This is a genomic window from Nocardioides sp. NPDC047086 (assembly GCF_040643685.1).
Classification (GTDB): domain Bacteria; phylum Actinomycetota; class Actinomycetes; order Propionibacteriales; family Nocardioidaceae; genus Nocardioides.
Genome location: NZ_JBEYUV010000029.1, coordinates 42,926 through 57,479 on the forward strand (window position 1 = coordinate 42,926; position 14,554 = coordinate 57,479).

Sequence of the window (14,554 nt, forward strand, 5' to 3'; positions counted from 1 at the left end):
TGGGTGCTCCCACGCCGGCCGGACCCGCACGCCCGACCCAGCAGCTCCGGGCCACCGCCCGAGAACACCCACCCAGGAAGCGAGACCTCCGTCCCATGATCGGTTTTGTCGTACGCCGGTTGATCTCGGCACTTCTCGTGCTGTTCGTGATCTCGGTGGCGGTCGTCGCGCTCTTCACCTATGGCCCGAGCGACCCGGCGGACGCGATGTGCCCGGAACCCAAGTGCACCGCCGAGCGTCAGGACGCGATCCGGGAGGCGCTCAACCTGGACGCGCCGCTCCACGTCCAGTACGTCGAGTACATGTCCGGAATCGTCAACGGCCGCGAGATCGCGTTCGGCTCCGAGGCGTACGACTGTGACGCCCCGTGCTTCGGGGTCAGCTTCATCTACCGGGTCAACGTCTGGGACGACATCAAGGACCGGATCGGGCCGACGGTCTCGGTCGCGGTCGGCGCCGGTGTCACCATTCTGCTGATCGGCGTGCCGATCGGGATGTTCGCGGCCAGACGCCGGGGGACCTCGGCGGACAAGGCCGTCATCGGCGCGACGCTGGTGATCGAGTCGATCCCGTACTACCTGTTCGTCCTGCTCGCGTTCCTCTATCTCGCGGTCAGCGCCGGGATCTTCCCGCAGGAGGGTTACACACCGCTGACCGACTCACCGCTGAAGTGGGCCTGGGGCCTGTTGCTGCCCTGGCTCGCGCTCGGCCTGGTGAACTCCTCCAAGTACGGCCGGTTCACCCGCGGGTCGATGATCGAGGCGTTCAACCAGGACTACGTCCGCACAGCGCGCGCCAAGGGTCTTCCGGAGCGGAGGATCGTCAACAAGCACGCGCTGCGGGCCGCCGTCGTGCCGATCGTGACGATCTTCGGCATCGACTTCGGAGCGCTGCTGACGGGCACCATCTTCACCGAGCTGATCTTCGGTATCCCCGGCCTCGGCCTCCGTGCGCTCAACGCGGTCAGCCAGAGCGACCTCCCGGTCATCGAGGCGACCACGCTGATCTCCGCCTTGATCATCGTGATCACCAACCTCCTGGTCGACCTCTTCTACAGCGTGCTCGACCCACGCGTACGCCTCACCTGACCGCCACCCCCTGTCGGCTGAGTCTGTCGGTGCCGACTACTAGGGTTGGCGTGTGGACGGGTTGTTTGAGATGGGGGCCGCTGCCGGCGCCTCGCGTGGCGGGTCGCTGAGCCACAGTGACCATGCGGCTGCGCCGCTGGCGGTGCGGATGCGCCCGCGTACGCTCGAGGAGCTGGTCGGGCAGAGCTCGCTGCGTGCTCCCGGGTCGCCGCTGCATCAGGTGGTGGAGGGCGGTCAGTCGCTCTCGCTGCTGCTGTGGGGGCCGCCGGGCACCGGGAAGACGACCATCGCCTCGATCGTGAGCCGCTCCACCGACCGGCGTTTCGTCGAGGTCTCCGCGGTCTCGGCCGGCGTCAAGGAGGTCCGCGCGGCGATCGACGCGGCCCGTGCCGAGCTCGTCGCGACCGGCAAGGAGACCGTCCTCTTCGTCGACGAGGTGCACCGGTTCAGCAAGGCGCAGCAGGACGCGCTGCTGCCGGGCGTGGAGAACCGCTGGGTCACCCTGGTCGCCGCCACCACGGAGAACCCGTTCTTCTCGGTGATCTCGCCGCTGCTGTCCCGCTCGCTGCTGCTGCGGCTCGAGTCGCTGACCGACGATGACATCCGCGGCGTGCTGCTGAAGGCGGTCGAGGACGAGCGTGGCCTCGGCGGCTCGGTGAAGCTGACCGACGAGGCGCTCGACCATCTCGTACGACTCGCCGGCGGCGACGCGCGCCGGTCGCTGACCTACCTGGAGGCGGCAGCGGGCGCAGCCTCCGACGGGGAGATCAGCCTCGAGGCCGCTGAGCGGGCCGTGGATCAGGCGGCGGTGCGCTACGACCGGCAGGGCGACCAGCACTACGACGTGGTCAGCGCCTTCATCAAGTCGGTGCGCGGGTCGGACGCCGATGCCGCGCTGCACTACCTGGCGCGGATGATCGAGGCGGGGGAGGACCCCCGGTTCATCGCGCGCCGGCTGATGATCCTCGCCTCCGAGGACATCGGACTGGCTGACTCCACGGCGCTGCAGACCGCGGTCGCCGCGGCCCAGACCGTGCAGCTGATCGGGATGCCGGAGGCACAGCTCACCTTGGCGCACGCGACGATCGCGCTGGCCGTCGCGCCGAAGTCCAACGCGGTCACCAACGCCATCTTCGCCGCGCGCGCCGACGTCGCGGCAGGGAAGATCGGCAACGTCCCGCCACACCTGCGCGACGCCCACTACGAAGGCGCGAAGAAGATCGGTCACGGCGAGGCGTACAAGTACGCCCACGACGAGCCGTTCGGCATCGCGACCCAGCAGTACGCACCCGACGCGGTCGCCGACGCGGAGTACTACCAGCCGACCACCCACGGAGCCGAAGCAGGAGTGAAGGAACGGTGGGAGCGTGTCCGGAAAATCGTGCGCGGACAGGATGGATAGGGTAGGCGCACCATGACGAACTCGAGCATGCCCGCGTGGGCGCTGGTCGCGACGCTGACCGCGGTGGGGGTCCTGGTCCTCATCTCGCTGGTCGCCGTGCTGCTCGCGCTCGGCGTGCGTCGCCGCGCGCGGCGACGGCTCGAGGAGGCCGAGGCCAGCGAGGCCGAGCTGCGCGAGCGGCTGGAGGCCCTGGAGAAGCGGTTGGCGCAGCCCGAGCCGACCGCCCGGCGACGGCGCCGGGACGAGAAGGCTGCCGAAAAAGAGTATGTGATCACCTCCCTCGGGGAGGACGGCGAGCCTGCCGAGGTGGAGCAGGTGGTGCAGCGTACGTTGACCGCACCGGCCTTCGCGGACGCGGTGTTCCGGGAGACGATGGTGCACAGCGCCGCGCTGGTCCACGGGGTGCGCCGGGCGTTCTCGCCCGAGGTGCGGTTCAAGATCCGCTACGAGATGCACCGCGAGGTCAAGCGGGCACGCAAGGACCGGAAGAGCGAGATGCGCGAGGCGCTGCGCGAGTACCGTGCGCGCCAGCGCGCGGCAGTTGACGAGGACGTACGTATGGAGGACTCCCGATGAGGGGCGCGATCTGGTTCGTGGTCGGTGCGGGTGCCGGCGTGTACGCGGTGGTCAAGGGGCGTCGCGCCGCCGAGGCCTTCACCGCCGACGGCCTGCGCGACCGTGCCCAGGCGCTCGGGGTCGGCGCGCGGATCTTCCGCGACGAGCTGGCCACCGGCAAGGCCGAGAAGGAGCTCGAGCTGCGCGAGTGGATCGAAGCTCGAACGGCAGGACCGAAACAGATTGGCGCCGCTGGTGCCGAGCAGCAGACACTTGGATTGACCGGGCCAACCGAGGACCCGAGGCAGAACACGGAAGGTAGTACCCCCTGATGGAGTGGTTGAGCACGGCGGAGATCCGCCGCCGTTTCACGGCGCATTTCGCCGAGAACACGAGTGTCGGCGAGCACACGGTGGTGCCGTCGGCATCGCTTCTGCTCGATGACCCCAACCTGCTCTTCGTCAACGCAGGCATGGTGCCCTTCAAGCCCTACTTCCTGGGACAGGCGACTCCGCCCTTCGACCGGGCTACCTCGGTGCAGAAGTGCATCCGTACGCCCGACATCGAAGAGGTCGGCAAGACCACCCGGCACGGCACCTTCTTCGAGATGTGCGGCAACTTCTCCTTCGGTGACTACTTCAAGGAGGGTGCGATCACGCTCGCCTGGGAGCTGGTCACCAAGTCGGTCGCCGACGGCGGCTTCGGCTTCGACGAGTCGGCCCTCTACCCGTCCGTGCTCAACGGCGACGAGGAGGCGGTCGCGCTCTGGAAGAAGATCTCCGGCCTGCCCGACGACCGCATCGTCCGGCTGCCCCCGAGCGAGAACTACTGGTCGATGGGCGTGCCCGGGCCGGGTGGTCCGTGCTCGGAGATCCTGATCGACCGCGGCCCGGAGTTCGGCGCCGACCGTGACTGGGACGCCGGCGACCGCTACCTGGAGTTCTGGAACCTCGTCTTCATGCAGGACAACGTCGTCGCGGCGCGGTCCAAGTACGACGTCGACATCGACGGCGCGCTGCCGCAGAAGAGCATCGACACGGGCCTCGGCCTCGAGCGTGTCGCCTACCTGATGCAGGGCAAGGCGAACATGTACGAGACCGACGTCGTCTTCCCCGTCATCGAGAAGGCGATGGAGCTGACCGGGAAGAAGTACGGCGCCTCCTACGAGGACGACGTCCGCTTCCGCGTCGTCGCCGATCACGTGCGCTCCTCGCTGATGCTGATCAGCGACGGCGTCACCCCCGGCAACGAGGGCCGCGGCTACGTCCTGCGCAGGCTGATGCGCCGTGCGATCCGCAACATGCGCCTGCTGGGCTACGAGGACCCGGCGATGCCCGAGCTGCTGCCGATCTCCCGCGACAAGATGGGGGAGACCTACACCGACCTGCACACCGGATGGGACCGCATCAAGCGGGTCGCCGACGCCGAGGAGGAGGCCTTCCGCAAGACCCTCGCGGCCGGCACCCAGATCTTCGATCTGGCCGCGACCGAGGTGAAGTCGAGCGGATCGACCACGTTCACCGGTGCCAAGGCGTTCCAGCTCCACGACACGTACGGCTTCCCGATCGACCTGACCCTGGAGATGGCCGCCGAGGCGGGCCTCGAGGTCGACGAGCCGGGCTTCCGCGGCCTGATGACCGAGCAGCGGGAGCGGGCCAAGGCCGACGCGCGCGCCAAGAAGGGTCAGCACGCCGACCTGTCGGTCTACCGCGGCATCCTGGACACCAACGGGCCGACCGACTGGCAGGCCTACACGACCCTCGACACCGAGTCGAAGCCGATCGCTCTCCTCAAGGAGGGCAAGCCGGTCGACGTGCTCGGCCCCGAGGACATCGGCGAGATCATCCTGGACCGGACCCCGTTCTACGCCGAGTCCGGCGGCCAGTCCGCCGACGCGGGCATCATCGAGTTCGACGGTGGCCGGCTGGAGGTCGTCGACGTGCAGCGGCCGGTCAAGGGCCTCGTGGTGCACCAGGTCCGGGTCGTCGACGGCGAGTTCCATGGTGGCGAGTCCCTCGTGCACGCCCAGGTCGACCCCGAGTGGCGCCTCGGCGCGCGCCAGGCCCACTCCGGCACCCACGTGGTGCACGCGGCGCTGCGCGAGGTGCTCGGCCCGACCGCGCTGCAGTCGGGCTCGTTCAACCGCCCCGGCTACCTGCGTCTCGACTACGGCTGGACCAAGGGGCTGACCCCGGCGCAGATGCACGAGATCGAGGAGGTCTCCAACAACGCGCTGCGCGCCGACCTGCCGGTCTCCTGGGACTACATGACCCTCCCGGAGGCCAAGGAGTGGGGCGCGATCGCGCTCTTCGGCGAGACCTACGACGACACCAAGGTGCGGGTCGTCGAGATCGGCGGCCCCTGGTCGCGCGAGCTCTGCGGCGGCACCCACGTGGACCACTCCTCCCAGATCGGCACGATCGTGGTCACCTCGGAGGCATCGGTCGGCTCCGGCAACCGGCGCATCGAGGCCTACACGGGCGTCGAGGGGTTCAACTACCTCGCCCGCGAGCGCGACGTCGTCTCCGAGCTCAACCTGCTGCTGAAGTCGAAGTCCGACGATGTCGTCGGCAGGGTCTCCGACCTGATGGAGCGGCTCAAGGCCGCCGAGAAGGAGATCGCCCGGGCGCGTACGGCTCAGCTGCTCGCCTCCGGCGGCTCGATCGCGGCCTCCGCGGTCGACGTCAACGGCGTCCAGGTCGTCGCCCAGCGGGTCCCGGGCGTGAGCGGCGGCGACGCGCGCACGCTCGCCCAGGACGTACGCTCCCGGCTCGGTGACGCTCCGGCGGCGGTCGTGCTCTTCGGCGACGCCGACGACAAGGTGGCGGTCGTGGCCGCGGTCAACCCGGCCGGCATCGCCGCCGGGGTGAAGGCGGGCGACCTGATCAAGGAGCTCGCTCCGATCGTCGGCGGTCGCGGTGGCGGCAAGCCCGACTTCGCCCAGGGCGGTGGCACCGAGGTCGGCAGGATCGACGAGGCCGTCGCCAACGTGAGGTCCCTGGTGTCGAACGCCGTGACCGGAGCCTGATGCGACACGGCGTACGCCTCGGTCTCGATCCTGGCGACGCTCGGATCGGTGTCGCCAGGAGTGACCCCACGGGGTTCCTGGCGACACCGCTGGAGACGGTCAAGAAGGGCCGCGGCGACCTCACCCGTCTCCAGGCGATCGTCGCCGAGATCGCCGAGGAGTCGACGATGCTCGAGGTCGTCGTCGGGCTGCCCCGGTCCCTCAAGGGAGGGGAGAACCCGGCGACTGCTAAGGTCCGGGACTTCGCCGCGTCCTTGGCGCGGCGAGTGGCTCCGGTCCCGGTTCGCCTCGTCGACGAACGACTCACCACAGTTTCCGCGGAGGCTATGCTCCGAGACCGAGGTCGCAAGGGTCAGGACCGCCGAGCCGTGGTGGACATGGCCGCGGCGGTTGTGATCCTGCAACACGCATTGGACAGTGAGCGCGCTTCGGGGGCCGCGCCTGGAGAGATCGTTGAGGTCGGTCATTGAGTGAGCGCTACTACCCCCCGGACCCGCGCGACCCGCGTCGCCCTGGCCAGGGGTCATATGGTCGCGATCCGCGCGGTGGCCACCCGCCACGGCAGCAGCCTCCGCAAGATCCCCGAGACCCACGCCGGAAGCTGCCGCAGATGCCCGGTGAGGTGCCGGGTCAGCTGCCTCCGCAGCAGGGCCAGCCAGGTCGACGTCAGGGCCCTCGTCCGGTGCCCGGCGCCGGCACGCCCCCGCCGGGCTACGGCCGCCAGGAGCCCCCGCAGCGGCAGCCCGGCTACGGCGGTCCGACCTACCAGCAGCAGCCGGCCTTCTTCGAGGGCGGTCCCGCGGGCCACGATCCCTTCTTCGACGAGAAGCCGCCCAAGCGCAGACGACGCTTCGGCGGCTGTCTGGCCGTACTGGTCGCCATGGCGGTGGTCCTCGGTGGTTTCTACGTCGTCGGGGACCGGGCCATCGACTACGTCAAGGACATGGTCGCGCCGCCGGCCGACTACGCCGGCCCCGGCACCGACCCGGTCTCCTTCGAGGTGCACGAGGGTGACTCGGTCTCAGCCGTCGGCCGCAGCCTGAAGGAGGTCGGTGTGGTGAAGTCGGTCGATGCCTTCATCGACGCGGCCAACACCGAAGGTCTGACCGTCCAGGTCGGCTTCTACCCGCTGAAGAAGCAGATGAAGGCCACCGACGTCGTCGAGGTCCTCGCCAACCCGGAGAACATCGACACGGTCAACGTCACCATCACCGAGGGGTCGCGCGCCAAGGCGATCTACAAGGTGCTCGCCGAGAAGACCGGGAAGAAGCCGGCCGAGTTCAAGAAGGCCGCCCAGGACGCAGAGGCGATCGGGCTGCCCGACTACGCCAAGGGCAATGTCGAGGGTTACCTGTTCCCGGCGACGTACGCCTTCCCGCCCGACGCGACGCCGACCGAGATGCTGGCGATGATGGTCGACCGGTGGGAGCAGGCGCTCGGCGACAACGACATCGAGGCGCGCGCCAAGCAGCTCAAGTGCGGCGACGGCAAGGCGTGCACAGCGGAGCAGATCATGACCGTGGCGTCGCTCGTGGAGGCCGAGGGCCGCGGTGACGACATGTCGAAGATCGCCCGGGTGATCTACAACCGGGTCGAGAACCCCGGCACGGCCGGTCAGGCGGGCTTCCTGCAGATCGACGCGACGGTCAACTATGCGCTCGGGAAGTCCGGAAGCACCGAGCTCGGTGGCGTCGACGTGCAGTCCGTCGACTCGCCCTACAACACCTACACCAACAAGGGCCTGCCCCCGGGGCCGATCGGTGCGCCGGGCGACGACGCGATCCAGGCCGCGCTCAACCCGGCGGACGGTGACTGGTACTACTACGTGACCGTCAACCTGAAGACCGGTGAGACGAAGTTCGCCAAGAACTACGACCAGTTCCTGAAGTTCAAGGCCGAGTACAAGGACTACTGCGCCAATGAGTCCAAGAGCTGCTGAGGAAGAGACCAGAGTGAAGTGTGCTGTCCTGGGTGACCCGATCGGTCACTCGCTCTCCCCGACCCTCCACCAGGCTGCGTACGCCGAGCTGGAGATGGCCGACTGGTCCTACACCTCCACGCGCGTGCAGGCCGGCGGCCTGGCGAAGTACGTCGCCGACCTCGGCGGTGACTGGCCGCCGAGCCGGTGGCGTGGGCTGTCGGTGACGATGCCGCTCAAGCGGGAGGCGTACGAGCTGGCGCGGTCGATGTCGCCGCGGGCGCGGCTCGTGGGAGCGGTCAACACGCTGGTGCGATCCTCGCACGGCTGGGTGGGGGACAACACCGACCTGCCCGGTGCCGTCGCGGCGATCCGGGAGCGCGCGGGCGAGGGCTTCACCTGCGCCTCCGGCGCGATCCTGGGCGCCGGTGCGACCGCGGCCTCCACGGGCCTCGCGCTCGCCGAGCTGGGTGCCTCCCGGATCACGCTGCTGGCCCGCAACCCGGGCGCGGCGGGGGAGACGATCGAGATGATCTCGCGTCACCCGAGCAAGCCCGTCGTCTCGGTGCTCCCGCTGGACTCCGTCGTCGACGGTGTCGACGCGGTCGTCTCCACCGTCCCGGCGAAGGCGCAGACCCCCGAGCTCATCGACCGCTGGGCGTCGACGCCGGTCGTCTTCGACGTCGTCTACGACCCGTGGCCCTCACCGTTGCTCTCGGTCACGCCCGGCGTGGCCGTCAGCGGTCTGGACCTGCTCGTGCACCAGGCGGTGCTGCAGTTCGAGCTCTTCACCGGCCGACCCGCGCCGCTCGAGGCGATGCGGGCAGCGGGGGAGAAGGCCCTGGGCATCATGGAGCCGTCACCGGCATGAGTCCCGGGGCGGTCGTGCTGGTGAGTGCGGCCGTCGCCGGTCTGCTCGCGCTCGGGGTGCCAGCACTGCTTCGCCGGCTCCCCGAACCGGTCGACGACCCGCCGGAGATCTCCTACGCCGCTGTGGCCGGGTGGGCGCCGCTCCTGCCGCTCGCCGTGGCCGTCTCCGCGGTGCTCGCCGGGCTGCTCGCCTGGCGGGTGGAGCCCGCGCGGCTGATGGTGGCACTGGTGCCGCTCACCCCCGTGGGGGTGCTGCTCGCCTATGTCGACTGGCGCGTCCGGCGGCTGCCGAAGGCGCCGATCCTGGTAGCGACGGCGGTTGGCATCGGGCTGCTCGGTGCCGAGTGGCTCTGGACCCGCGAGAGCGCGACAGTCCTTGGCGCTCTCGCCGGCCTGGTGATCGCCCGCTCAACGTTCTGGCTCCTGTGGCGGCTGGTGCCGCATGCGATGGGCTTCGGGGACGTACGCCTCGCGGCGCTCGTCGGCCTGGTCCTCGGTCGCCTCGGCTGGGAGCAGCTGGCCCTGGGGCTGTGGGCAGGGCTGGCGATCTTCGGTGTCTGGGGCATCGGACGTGCCCTCGCGCAGCGTTCCCGCACGGCGATGCGTGAGCCCCTGGCGTACGGGCCGTTCATGATTCTGGGCATGCTCATCGGTGTGCTCGCCGTCTCGCTTTGAGCCCGGGTGCACGGGGTTGCGTGGCCGGGATGAAAGACTGGCGTCATGTTGCGTTGGCTCACTGCGGGCGAGTCCCATGGTCCGTCCCTGACGGCCGTGATGGAGGGTCTGCCCGCCCACGTCCGGATCACCTCAGACGACATCGCTGATGCCCTGGCCCGGCGCCGGCTCGGCTATGGCCGCGGTGCCCGGATGAAGTTCGAGAAGGACCAGGTGCGGATCACCGGCGGCGTACGCCACGGGGAGAGCCAAGGCGGTCCGGTCGCGATCGAGGTCGGCAACACCGAGTGGCCCAAGTGGGAGACCGTGATGGCCTCCGACCCGGTCGACCCCGAGGTGCTCGAGAAGCAGGCCCGTAACGCGCCGCTGACCCGGCCGCGGCCCGGTCACGCTGACCTGGTCGGGATGCAGAAGTACGACTTCGACGACGCCCGCCCGATCCTGGAGCGTGCCTCGGCCCGTGAGACCGCGGCCCGCGTCGCGCTCGGCGCGGTCGCCTCGGCCTTCCTCGAGCAGGCGCTCGGCGTCCGCCTCGTCTCCCACGTCCTGGAGATCGGCGGCGTCCGTACGCCGGGCCGCGAAGTGCCAGCACCCGAGGATGTCTCCCGGCTCGATGAGGACCCGGTGCGGGTGCTCGACCCCGACGGCTCCAAGCAGATGGTCGCCCGGATCGACGAGGCCCACAAGGACGGTGACACCCTCGGCGGCGTCGTCGAGGTCGTCGTCCACGGGCTGCCGCCGGGCCTCGGCTCCCACGTCCACTGGGACCGGCGCCTCGACGCCCGCCTGGCCGGTGCGCTGATGGGCATCCAGGCGATCAAGGGTGTCGAGGTGGGCGACGGGTTCGAGCTCGCCGCGACCCCCGGCTCCAAGGCCCACGACGAGATCGTTCCCTCCGCCGAGGGCATCCGCCGCGCCTCCGGGCGCTCGGGCGGCACCGAGGGCGGCATGTCGACCGGCGAGATCCTGCGCGTACGCGCCGCGATGAAGCCGATCGCGACCGTGCCCCGCGCGCTGCGCACCGTCGACGTGGCCACCGGCGAGGAGGCCGTCGCCCACCACCAGCGCTCCGACGTCTGCGCGGTGCCCGCCGCCGGCGTCGTCGCCGAGGCGATGGTCGCGCTCGTGCTGGCCGAGGCCGCGCTGGAGAAGTTCGGTGGCGACTCCGTCGCCGAGACGGCCCGCAACGCCAAGAGCTACCTCGAGAACCTGAGGTACGTCTGATGCCGGCTGTCGTGCTCGTCGGCCCGATGGGTGCCGGGAAGTCGACGGTCGGGGCGCTGCTCGCGACTCGCCTCGGAGTCGCTCTGCGCGACACCGACGAGGACATCGCGGCGGCTGCCGGCAAGAGCGTCCAAGACATCTTCGTCGACGAGGGCGAAGCGCACTTCCGCGCGATCGAGGCCTCCGCTGTCGCTGCGGCCCTTGCCGAGCACGACGGTGTGGTCTCCCTCGGCGGAGGCTCCGTCCTGGCCGAGCAGACCCAGATCCTGCTCAAGGAGCACACCGTCGTCTACCTGCGGGTCGGGGTCGCCGATGCGGTCAAGCGGGTCGGGCTCGGTTCGGGCCGTCCGATGCTGCTCGGCAACGTACGCGGCCGCATCAAGACGCTCCTGGAGGAGCGCGCACCGATCTATGAGTCGGTCGCGACGCTGGTCGTCGACACCGACGGCCGCTCGGCCGACGACGTCGCCGCGGAGCTCGCCACCGCCCTCACCGCGCTGAACACCACGGAGTAGAAGTGACCGAACCCGACAGCACAGTCATCAGGGTCGAGAGCGCCGCGGCGTACGACGTCGTCATCGGCTCTGGCCTCGCCAGCCGGCTCCAGGGACTCCTGGGTGAGAGCGTCCAGCGGGTGGCGTTCCTCTACGCCGCCGAGCTCGCCGAGTACGCCGAGCCGGTCCTCGAGGAGCTGCTCAAGCACTACGACGTGCTCGGACTCGGGCTGCCCAGCGGCGAGGACCAGAAGACGGTCGCGGTGGCCAACGACTGCTGGGAGGCGCTGGGGGAGAGGGGCTTCACCCGCTCCGACGCCGTGGTCACCTTCGGTGGCGGCGCCACCACGGATCTGGGCGGATTCGTCGCGGCCGGCTGGCTGCGCGGCGTACGCGTGGTGCACGTGCCGACCACGGTGCTCGCCATGGTCGACGCCGCGGTCGGTGGCAAGACCGGCGTCAACACCGGTGCCGGGAAGAACCTTGTCGGCGCGTTCCACGAGCCCGCCGGCGTGCTCTGCGATCTCGCGCTGCTCGCAACGCTGCCGGAGGCCGACCTGATCGCGGGGCTCGGCGAGGTCGTCAAGTGCGGCTTCATCGCCGACCCCGAGATCCTGCGCCTGGTTGAGGAGGCGGAGAACATCACTGCTTCCTCGCCCGTTCTCGCCGAGCTGATCGAGCGCGCGATCCGGGTCAAGGCCGAGGTCGTCGCCGCGGACCTGAAGGAGACCGGCGGAGCCGACGGCCACCCCGGCCGTGAGACCCTGAACTACGGCCACACGCTCGCCCACGCCCTCGAGAAACACTCCGGCTTCTCGATCCGTCACGGTGACGCGGTCGCCGTCGGGTGCGTGTACGCCGCCGAGCTCGCCCGCCTCGCCGGCGTCCTCTCCGACGACGTCGCCGCGCGGCACGCGCCGACCTTCGCGAAGGTCGGCCTCCCGACCACCGTCAAGGAACTCGGCGTCGAGGCCGGCTTCGACGACCTCATCGGCGCCATGCGGGTCGACAAGAAGGCCCGCGGCTCCGTCCTCCGCTTCCTCGTCCTCCACGACCTCGCGGTCCCGCGCATCCTCACCGGGCCGACCGAGGAGCAGCTGCGCGAGGCGTACGCGGTCGTCGCCCGGTAACAAGAGCCCGGACGCTGCTCGGCGCAAGCGCGACGTGCCCGGGCCGTGCTGGTCGAGCTGCGACGGTCGCGTCGAGCTCGGCCGGCGAGCCGTGGTGAGGGCATTGCCGAGCTGAGGGATCCGACGGATCAGATGGATCGGTACGCAGCCGCGATCGATGCCCCCTAGGGTTCGTTCATGACCCTGCAGCCCACCGCCACGACTGGAGTTCGTGTGGGGATCCCGGCCCCGGTCGTCCTCGCCGTCGTCACGGTCTTCATCACCTCGGGTCTCGGGCTACCGTTCAAGCTGATTCCGGTGTTGTTGCTCGGCGCGGAACCCGAGATGATCCCCGCCGCCGATGAGATCAGCCTGGCGACGGTGGCGGGCGTGGTGGTTACTCGCAGCATCGTCGAGGTCGTCGCTGCGGCGTTGCTGCTCCGCGGGTCGGCCGCAGCTCGAGCCGTCCTGACTGCTGCGTGCACGGCTGGTTTGGTCGCGACGTTCCTGTCGCTGAGCCCCGACATGTACGAGATCGGGGAAGTCGTCCTGCCGTCGATGATCTCGGTGGCCGTGCTCGTGCTGATCCACCTGCCTGGGGTGAACCGTTGGCTGATGCCGACGTCGGGCCAGGCTCAAGAGCGGCGCCGTCCGCCGCAGGTCACGATCGGTGCCTTGATGACGCTGGTCTGGTCGCTTCCACTCCTGGTCGTGGCGATCTTCTTCGTCGCCAGGGTGGGGTGGTCCTACAAGGCGGCGCAGCCGTGGTTCGACTCGCTCTTCCCATATCTCATCGGCGGCGACGTCGCGCTGCTTCTCGGCCTCGAGATGGTCGTGCTCTCCTTGCCGGCCTTCGTCGCCGCGCTGGCGTCCTTCCGGCGGGTGGGGTTCGCGCGTGCTCTGCTGGTGTTGTCCGCAGCTGTTGCCATCGGTTACCTACGCCATGCCGCAGGATCCGTGGTGCCGTCAGACCCGCTCGCCGCGACGATCCTCGGGGTTGTGGCGCTGGCCGCGCTGGCGTCTGTGGTGCTGCTTCATTCTCGCCCGGCCCTGGCGTGGTTCTCCGGCGGCTCCGACGTGCCCGCGGCCTGACTCACCACCCGGTGTCCTTGGCGATGATCAGCTTCATGACCCCCGGAGTTGTCAACGTGCCGTGTGCACGCACCAGCCCTCCTGGGCCGGCTCACTTCCCTGACCAGCGGGCGACGTCTTCGTCGGTGACCTCGATAGGACCCTCGACGCGCTGGGTGACGCGGATGTGGTTGCCGAACGGGTCGCGGAGGGCGCAGTCGATGCCGTAGGGCTGCCGGATGGGCTCCTGGGTGAACTCGACGCCCTTGGCCGAGAGATCCTCGTAGAGCTTGTCGCAGTCGTCGGTGTTGAAGATGACCACGGCGCCCATGGCACCTTTGGTGACGAGGTCGCGCAGCTGGGTGGCGGTCTCGGCGCTATGGGCAGGAGAGCCGCCGGGCACCTCGAGCAGGAGCTGGTGGTCGGGGTCGCCGGGGAGGTGGACGGTGAGCCAGCGCATGAAGCCCATGTCGACATCGCTGCCGACCTCGAGGCCGAGCTTGCCGACGTAGAAGTCGAGCGCCTCGTCCTGGTCGAGCACGTAGATTCCGGTGATGTTGATGTTGGTCAGCATGCGACCAGTCTGCGTCCGGCGAGTGCCGGGCGCTTCTCCGAAACTGCTCAGCTCGCCGGACGCATCCAGGCGCGGGCCACGCACCCCGGCACGGCGGGGCTGTCGACAGAGGCGCGGTAGTGGCTGGGCGAGGCGCCGACGATGTCGCGGAACGTACGGCTGAAGGTGCCGAGGCTGGTGAAGCCCACCGTGATCGCCACCTCGGTGACCGGTGTCGAGGTGTCCCGCAGCAACGCCATCGACCGCTCGATCCGGCGCCGCTGCAGGTAGAGGTGCGGCGTCTCTCCGAAGACCGCCTTGAACCGGCGGCTGAAGTGCGCCGGAGAGACGTGGGCCACCCGGGCGATCGCCGGGACGTCGAGCGGCTCGGCGTAGTGCCGGTCCATCGCGTCCCGCGCCCGCAGCAACCGGCGGTTCTCGTCCTCGCGCGGCGTCATGCGCCGAGCCTAACCCCCAGCGGACGTGGGAGTGGGGTGTGGACACCGGGGCAACACCACACCCCCCGCAGTAGAAAAAAAACCAAAAGAGATGGGATGTTGTTTGGAA

15 protein-coding genes are annotated in these 14,554 nt (G+C 69.8%); 13 read left to right on the forward strand and 2 right to left on the reverse strand.

The genetic code is table 11. From position 1 onward, the window contains the following. The first annotated feature begins 95 nt into the window (after positions 1 to 95). The 13 genes from ABZ796_RS19840 (at position 96) to ABZ796_RS19900 (ending at position 13,455) form a co-directional block, all read left to right on the forward strand. Positions 96 to 1,088, forward strand: a complete 993-nt coding sequence (locus ABZ796_RS19840) for an ABC transporter permease (protein ID WP_357339146.1) — start codon at positions 96 to 98, stop codon at positions 1,086 to 1,088. 70 nt (positions 1,089 to 1,158) lie between these two features. Continuing rightward, positions 1,159 to 2,490, forward strand: a complete 1,332-nt coding sequence (locus ABZ796_RS19845) for a replication-associated recombination protein A (RefSeq protein WP_357339219.1) — start codon at positions 1,159 to 1,161, stop codon at positions 2,488 to 2,490. A gap of 12 nt (positions 2,491 to 2,502) precedes the next feature. Then, positions 2,503 to 3,066, forward strand: a complete 564-nt coding sequence (locus ABZ796_RS19850; protein ID WP_357339148.1) for a hypothetical protein — start codon at positions 2,503 to 2,505, stop codon at positions 3,064 to 3,066. Then, complete coding sequence (locus ABZ796_RS19855) at positions 3,063 to 3,377, forward strand: DUF6167 family protein (RefSeq protein ID WP_357339150.1); 315 nt, start codon at positions 3,063 to 3,065, stop codon at positions 3,375 to 3,377. The genes ABZ796_RS19850 and ABZ796_RS19855 overlap by 4 nt, the downstream gene beginning before the upstream one ends. After that, complete coding sequence (gene alaS, locus ABZ796_RS19860; RefSeq protein ID WP_357339152.1) at positions 3,377 to 6,073, forward strand: alanine--tRNA ligase; 2,697 nt, start codon at positions 3,377 to 3,379, stop codon at positions 6,071 to 6,073. Before ABZ796_RS19855 ends, alaS begins: the two co-directional genes overlap by 1 nt. Further along, entirely contained in the window at positions 6,073 to 6,543 is a 471-nt protein-coding gene (gene ruvX / locus ABZ796_RS19865; protein WP_357339154.1) for a Holliday junction resolvase RuvX, read from the forward strand. The genes alaS and ruvX overlap by 1 nt, the downstream gene beginning before the upstream one ends. Positions 6,544 to 6,683: 140 nt before the next feature. Beyond that, a complete protein-coding gene (mltG, locus tag ABZ796_RS19870; protein WP_357339156.1) occupies positions 6,684 to 8,012 on the forward strand; it encodes an endolytic transglycosylase MltG in 1,329 nt (442 codons plus the stop codon). A gap of 13 nt (positions 8,013 to 8,025) precedes the next feature. Then, complete coding sequence (locus tag ABZ796_RS19875; RefSeq protein ID WP_357339158.1) at positions 8,026 to 8,862, forward strand: shikimate dehydrogenase; 837 nt, start codon at positions 8,026 to 8,028, stop codon at positions 8,860 to 8,862. Beyond that, entirely contained in the window at positions 8,859 to 9,536 is a 678-nt protein-coding gene (locus ABZ796_RS19880; RefSeq protein WP_357339160.1) for an A24 family peptidase, read from the forward strand. Before ABZ796_RS19875 ends, ABZ796_RS19880 begins: the two co-directional genes overlap by 4 nt. A 45-nt stretch (positions 9,537 to 9,581) precedes the next feature. After that, positions 9,582 to 10,760 (forward strand): chorismate synthase, encoded by a 1,179-nt coding sequence (aroC, locus tag ABZ796_RS19885; RefSeq protein WP_357339162.1) that lies wholly within the window; start codon positions 9,582 to 9,584, stop codon positions 10,758 to 10,760. Next, the gene (locus ABZ796_RS19890; protein ID WP_357339164.1) at positions 10,760 to 11,275 is read left to right on the forward strand and encodes a shikimate kinase; all 516 of its coding nucleotides are present in this window, start codon (positions 10,760 to 10,762) and stop codon (positions 11,273 to 11,275) included. The genes aroC and ABZ796_RS19890 overlap by 1 nt, the downstream gene beginning before the upstream one ends. A 2-nt stretch (positions 11,276 to 11,277) precedes the next feature. Then, positions 11,278 to 12,384 carry a 3-dehydroquinate synthase gene (aroB, locus tag ABZ796_RS19895; protein ID WP_357339166.1) on the forward strand — a complete coding sequence of 369 codons (1,107 nt, stop codon included), beginning with the start codon at positions 11,278 to 11,280 and terminating at the stop codon, positions 12,382 to 12,384. 177 nt (positions 12,385 to 12,561) lie between these two features. Beyond that, positions 12,562 to 13,455: a hypothetical protein gene (locus ABZ796_RS19900; RefSeq protein WP_357339168.1), complete on the forward strand. Its 894-nt coding sequence runs from the start codon at positions 12,562 to 12,564 to the stop codon at positions 13,453 to 13,455. 91 nt (positions 13,456 to 13,546) lie between these two features. Here the strand turns inward: ABZ796_RS19900 and ABZ796_RS19905 are convergent, their stop codons facing one another. Together ABZ796_RS19905 and ABZ796_RS19910 are read right to left on the reverse strand one after the other, a co-directional pair. Continuing rightward, positions 13,547 to 14,008: a VOC family protein gene (locus tag ABZ796_RS19905; RefSeq protein WP_357339170.1), complete on the reverse strand. Its 462-nt coding sequence runs from the start codon at positions 14,006 to 14,008 to the stop codon at positions 13,547 to 13,549. 47 nt (positions 14,009 to 14,055) lie between these two features. Further along, the gene (locus tag ABZ796_RS19910; protein WP_357339171.1) at positions 14,056 to 14,445 is read right to left on the reverse strand and encodes an AraC family transcriptional regulator; all 390 of its coding nucleotides are present in this window, start codon (positions 14,443 to 14,445) and stop codon (positions 14,056 to 14,058) included. Between the last annotated feature and the right edge of the window lie 109 nt (positions 14,446 to 14,554).

Bases quoted from the DNA above. Each gene is read 5' to 3' on its own strand.
- ABZ796_RS19840 (WP_357339146.1), top strand. From the start codon at position 96: ATGATCGGTTTTGTCGTACGCCGGTTGATCTCGGCACTTCTCGTGCTG.
- ABZ796_RS19845 (WP_357339219.1), top strand. From the start codon at position 1,159: ATGGGGGCCGCTGCCGGCGCCTCGCGTGGCGGGTCGCTGAGCCACAGT.
- ABZ796_RS19850 (WP_357339148.1), top strand. From the start codon at position 2,503: ATGACGAACTCGAGCATGCCCGCGTGGGCGCTGGTCGCGACGCTGACC.
- ABZ796_RS19855 (WP_357339150.1), top strand. From the start codon at position 3,063: ATGAGGGGCGCGATCTGGTTCGTGGTCGGTGCGGGTGCCGGCGTGTAC.
- alaS (WP_357339152.1), top strand. From the start codon at position 3,377: ATGGAGTGGTTGAGCACGGCGGAGATCCGCCGCCGTTTCACGGCGCAT.
- ruvX (WP_357339154.1), top strand. From the start codon at position 6,073: ATGCGACACGGCGTACGCCTCGGTCTCGATCCTGGCGACGCTCGGATC.
- mltG (WP_357339156.1), top strand. From the start codon at position 6,684: ATGCCCGGTGAGGTGCCGGGTCAGCTGCCTCCGCAGCAGGGCCAGCCA.
- ABZ796_RS19880 (WP_357339160.1), top strand. From the start codon at position 8,859: ATGAGTCCCGGGGCGGTCGTGCTGGTGAGTGCGGCCGTCGCCGGTCTG.
- aroC (WP_357339162.1), top strand. From the start codon at position 9,582: ATGTTGCGTTGGCTCACTGCGGGCGAGTCCCATGGTCCGTCCCTGACG.
- ABZ796_RS19890 (WP_357339164.1), top strand. From the start codon at position 10,760: ATGCCGGCTGTCGTGCTCGTCGGCCCGATGGGTGCCGGGAAGTCGACG.
- ABZ796_RS19900 (WP_357339168.1), top strand. From the start codon at position 12,562: ATGACCCTGCAGCCCACCGCCACGACTGGAGTTCGTGTGGGGATCCCG.
- ABZ796_RS19905 (WP_357339170.1), bottom strand. From the start codon at position 14,008: ATGCTGACCAACATCAACATCACCGGAATCTACGTGCTCGACCAGGAC.
- ABZ796_RS19910 (WP_357339171.1), bottom strand. From the start codon at position 14,445: ATGACGCCGCGCGAGGACGAGAACCGCCGGTTGCTGCGGGCGCGGGAC.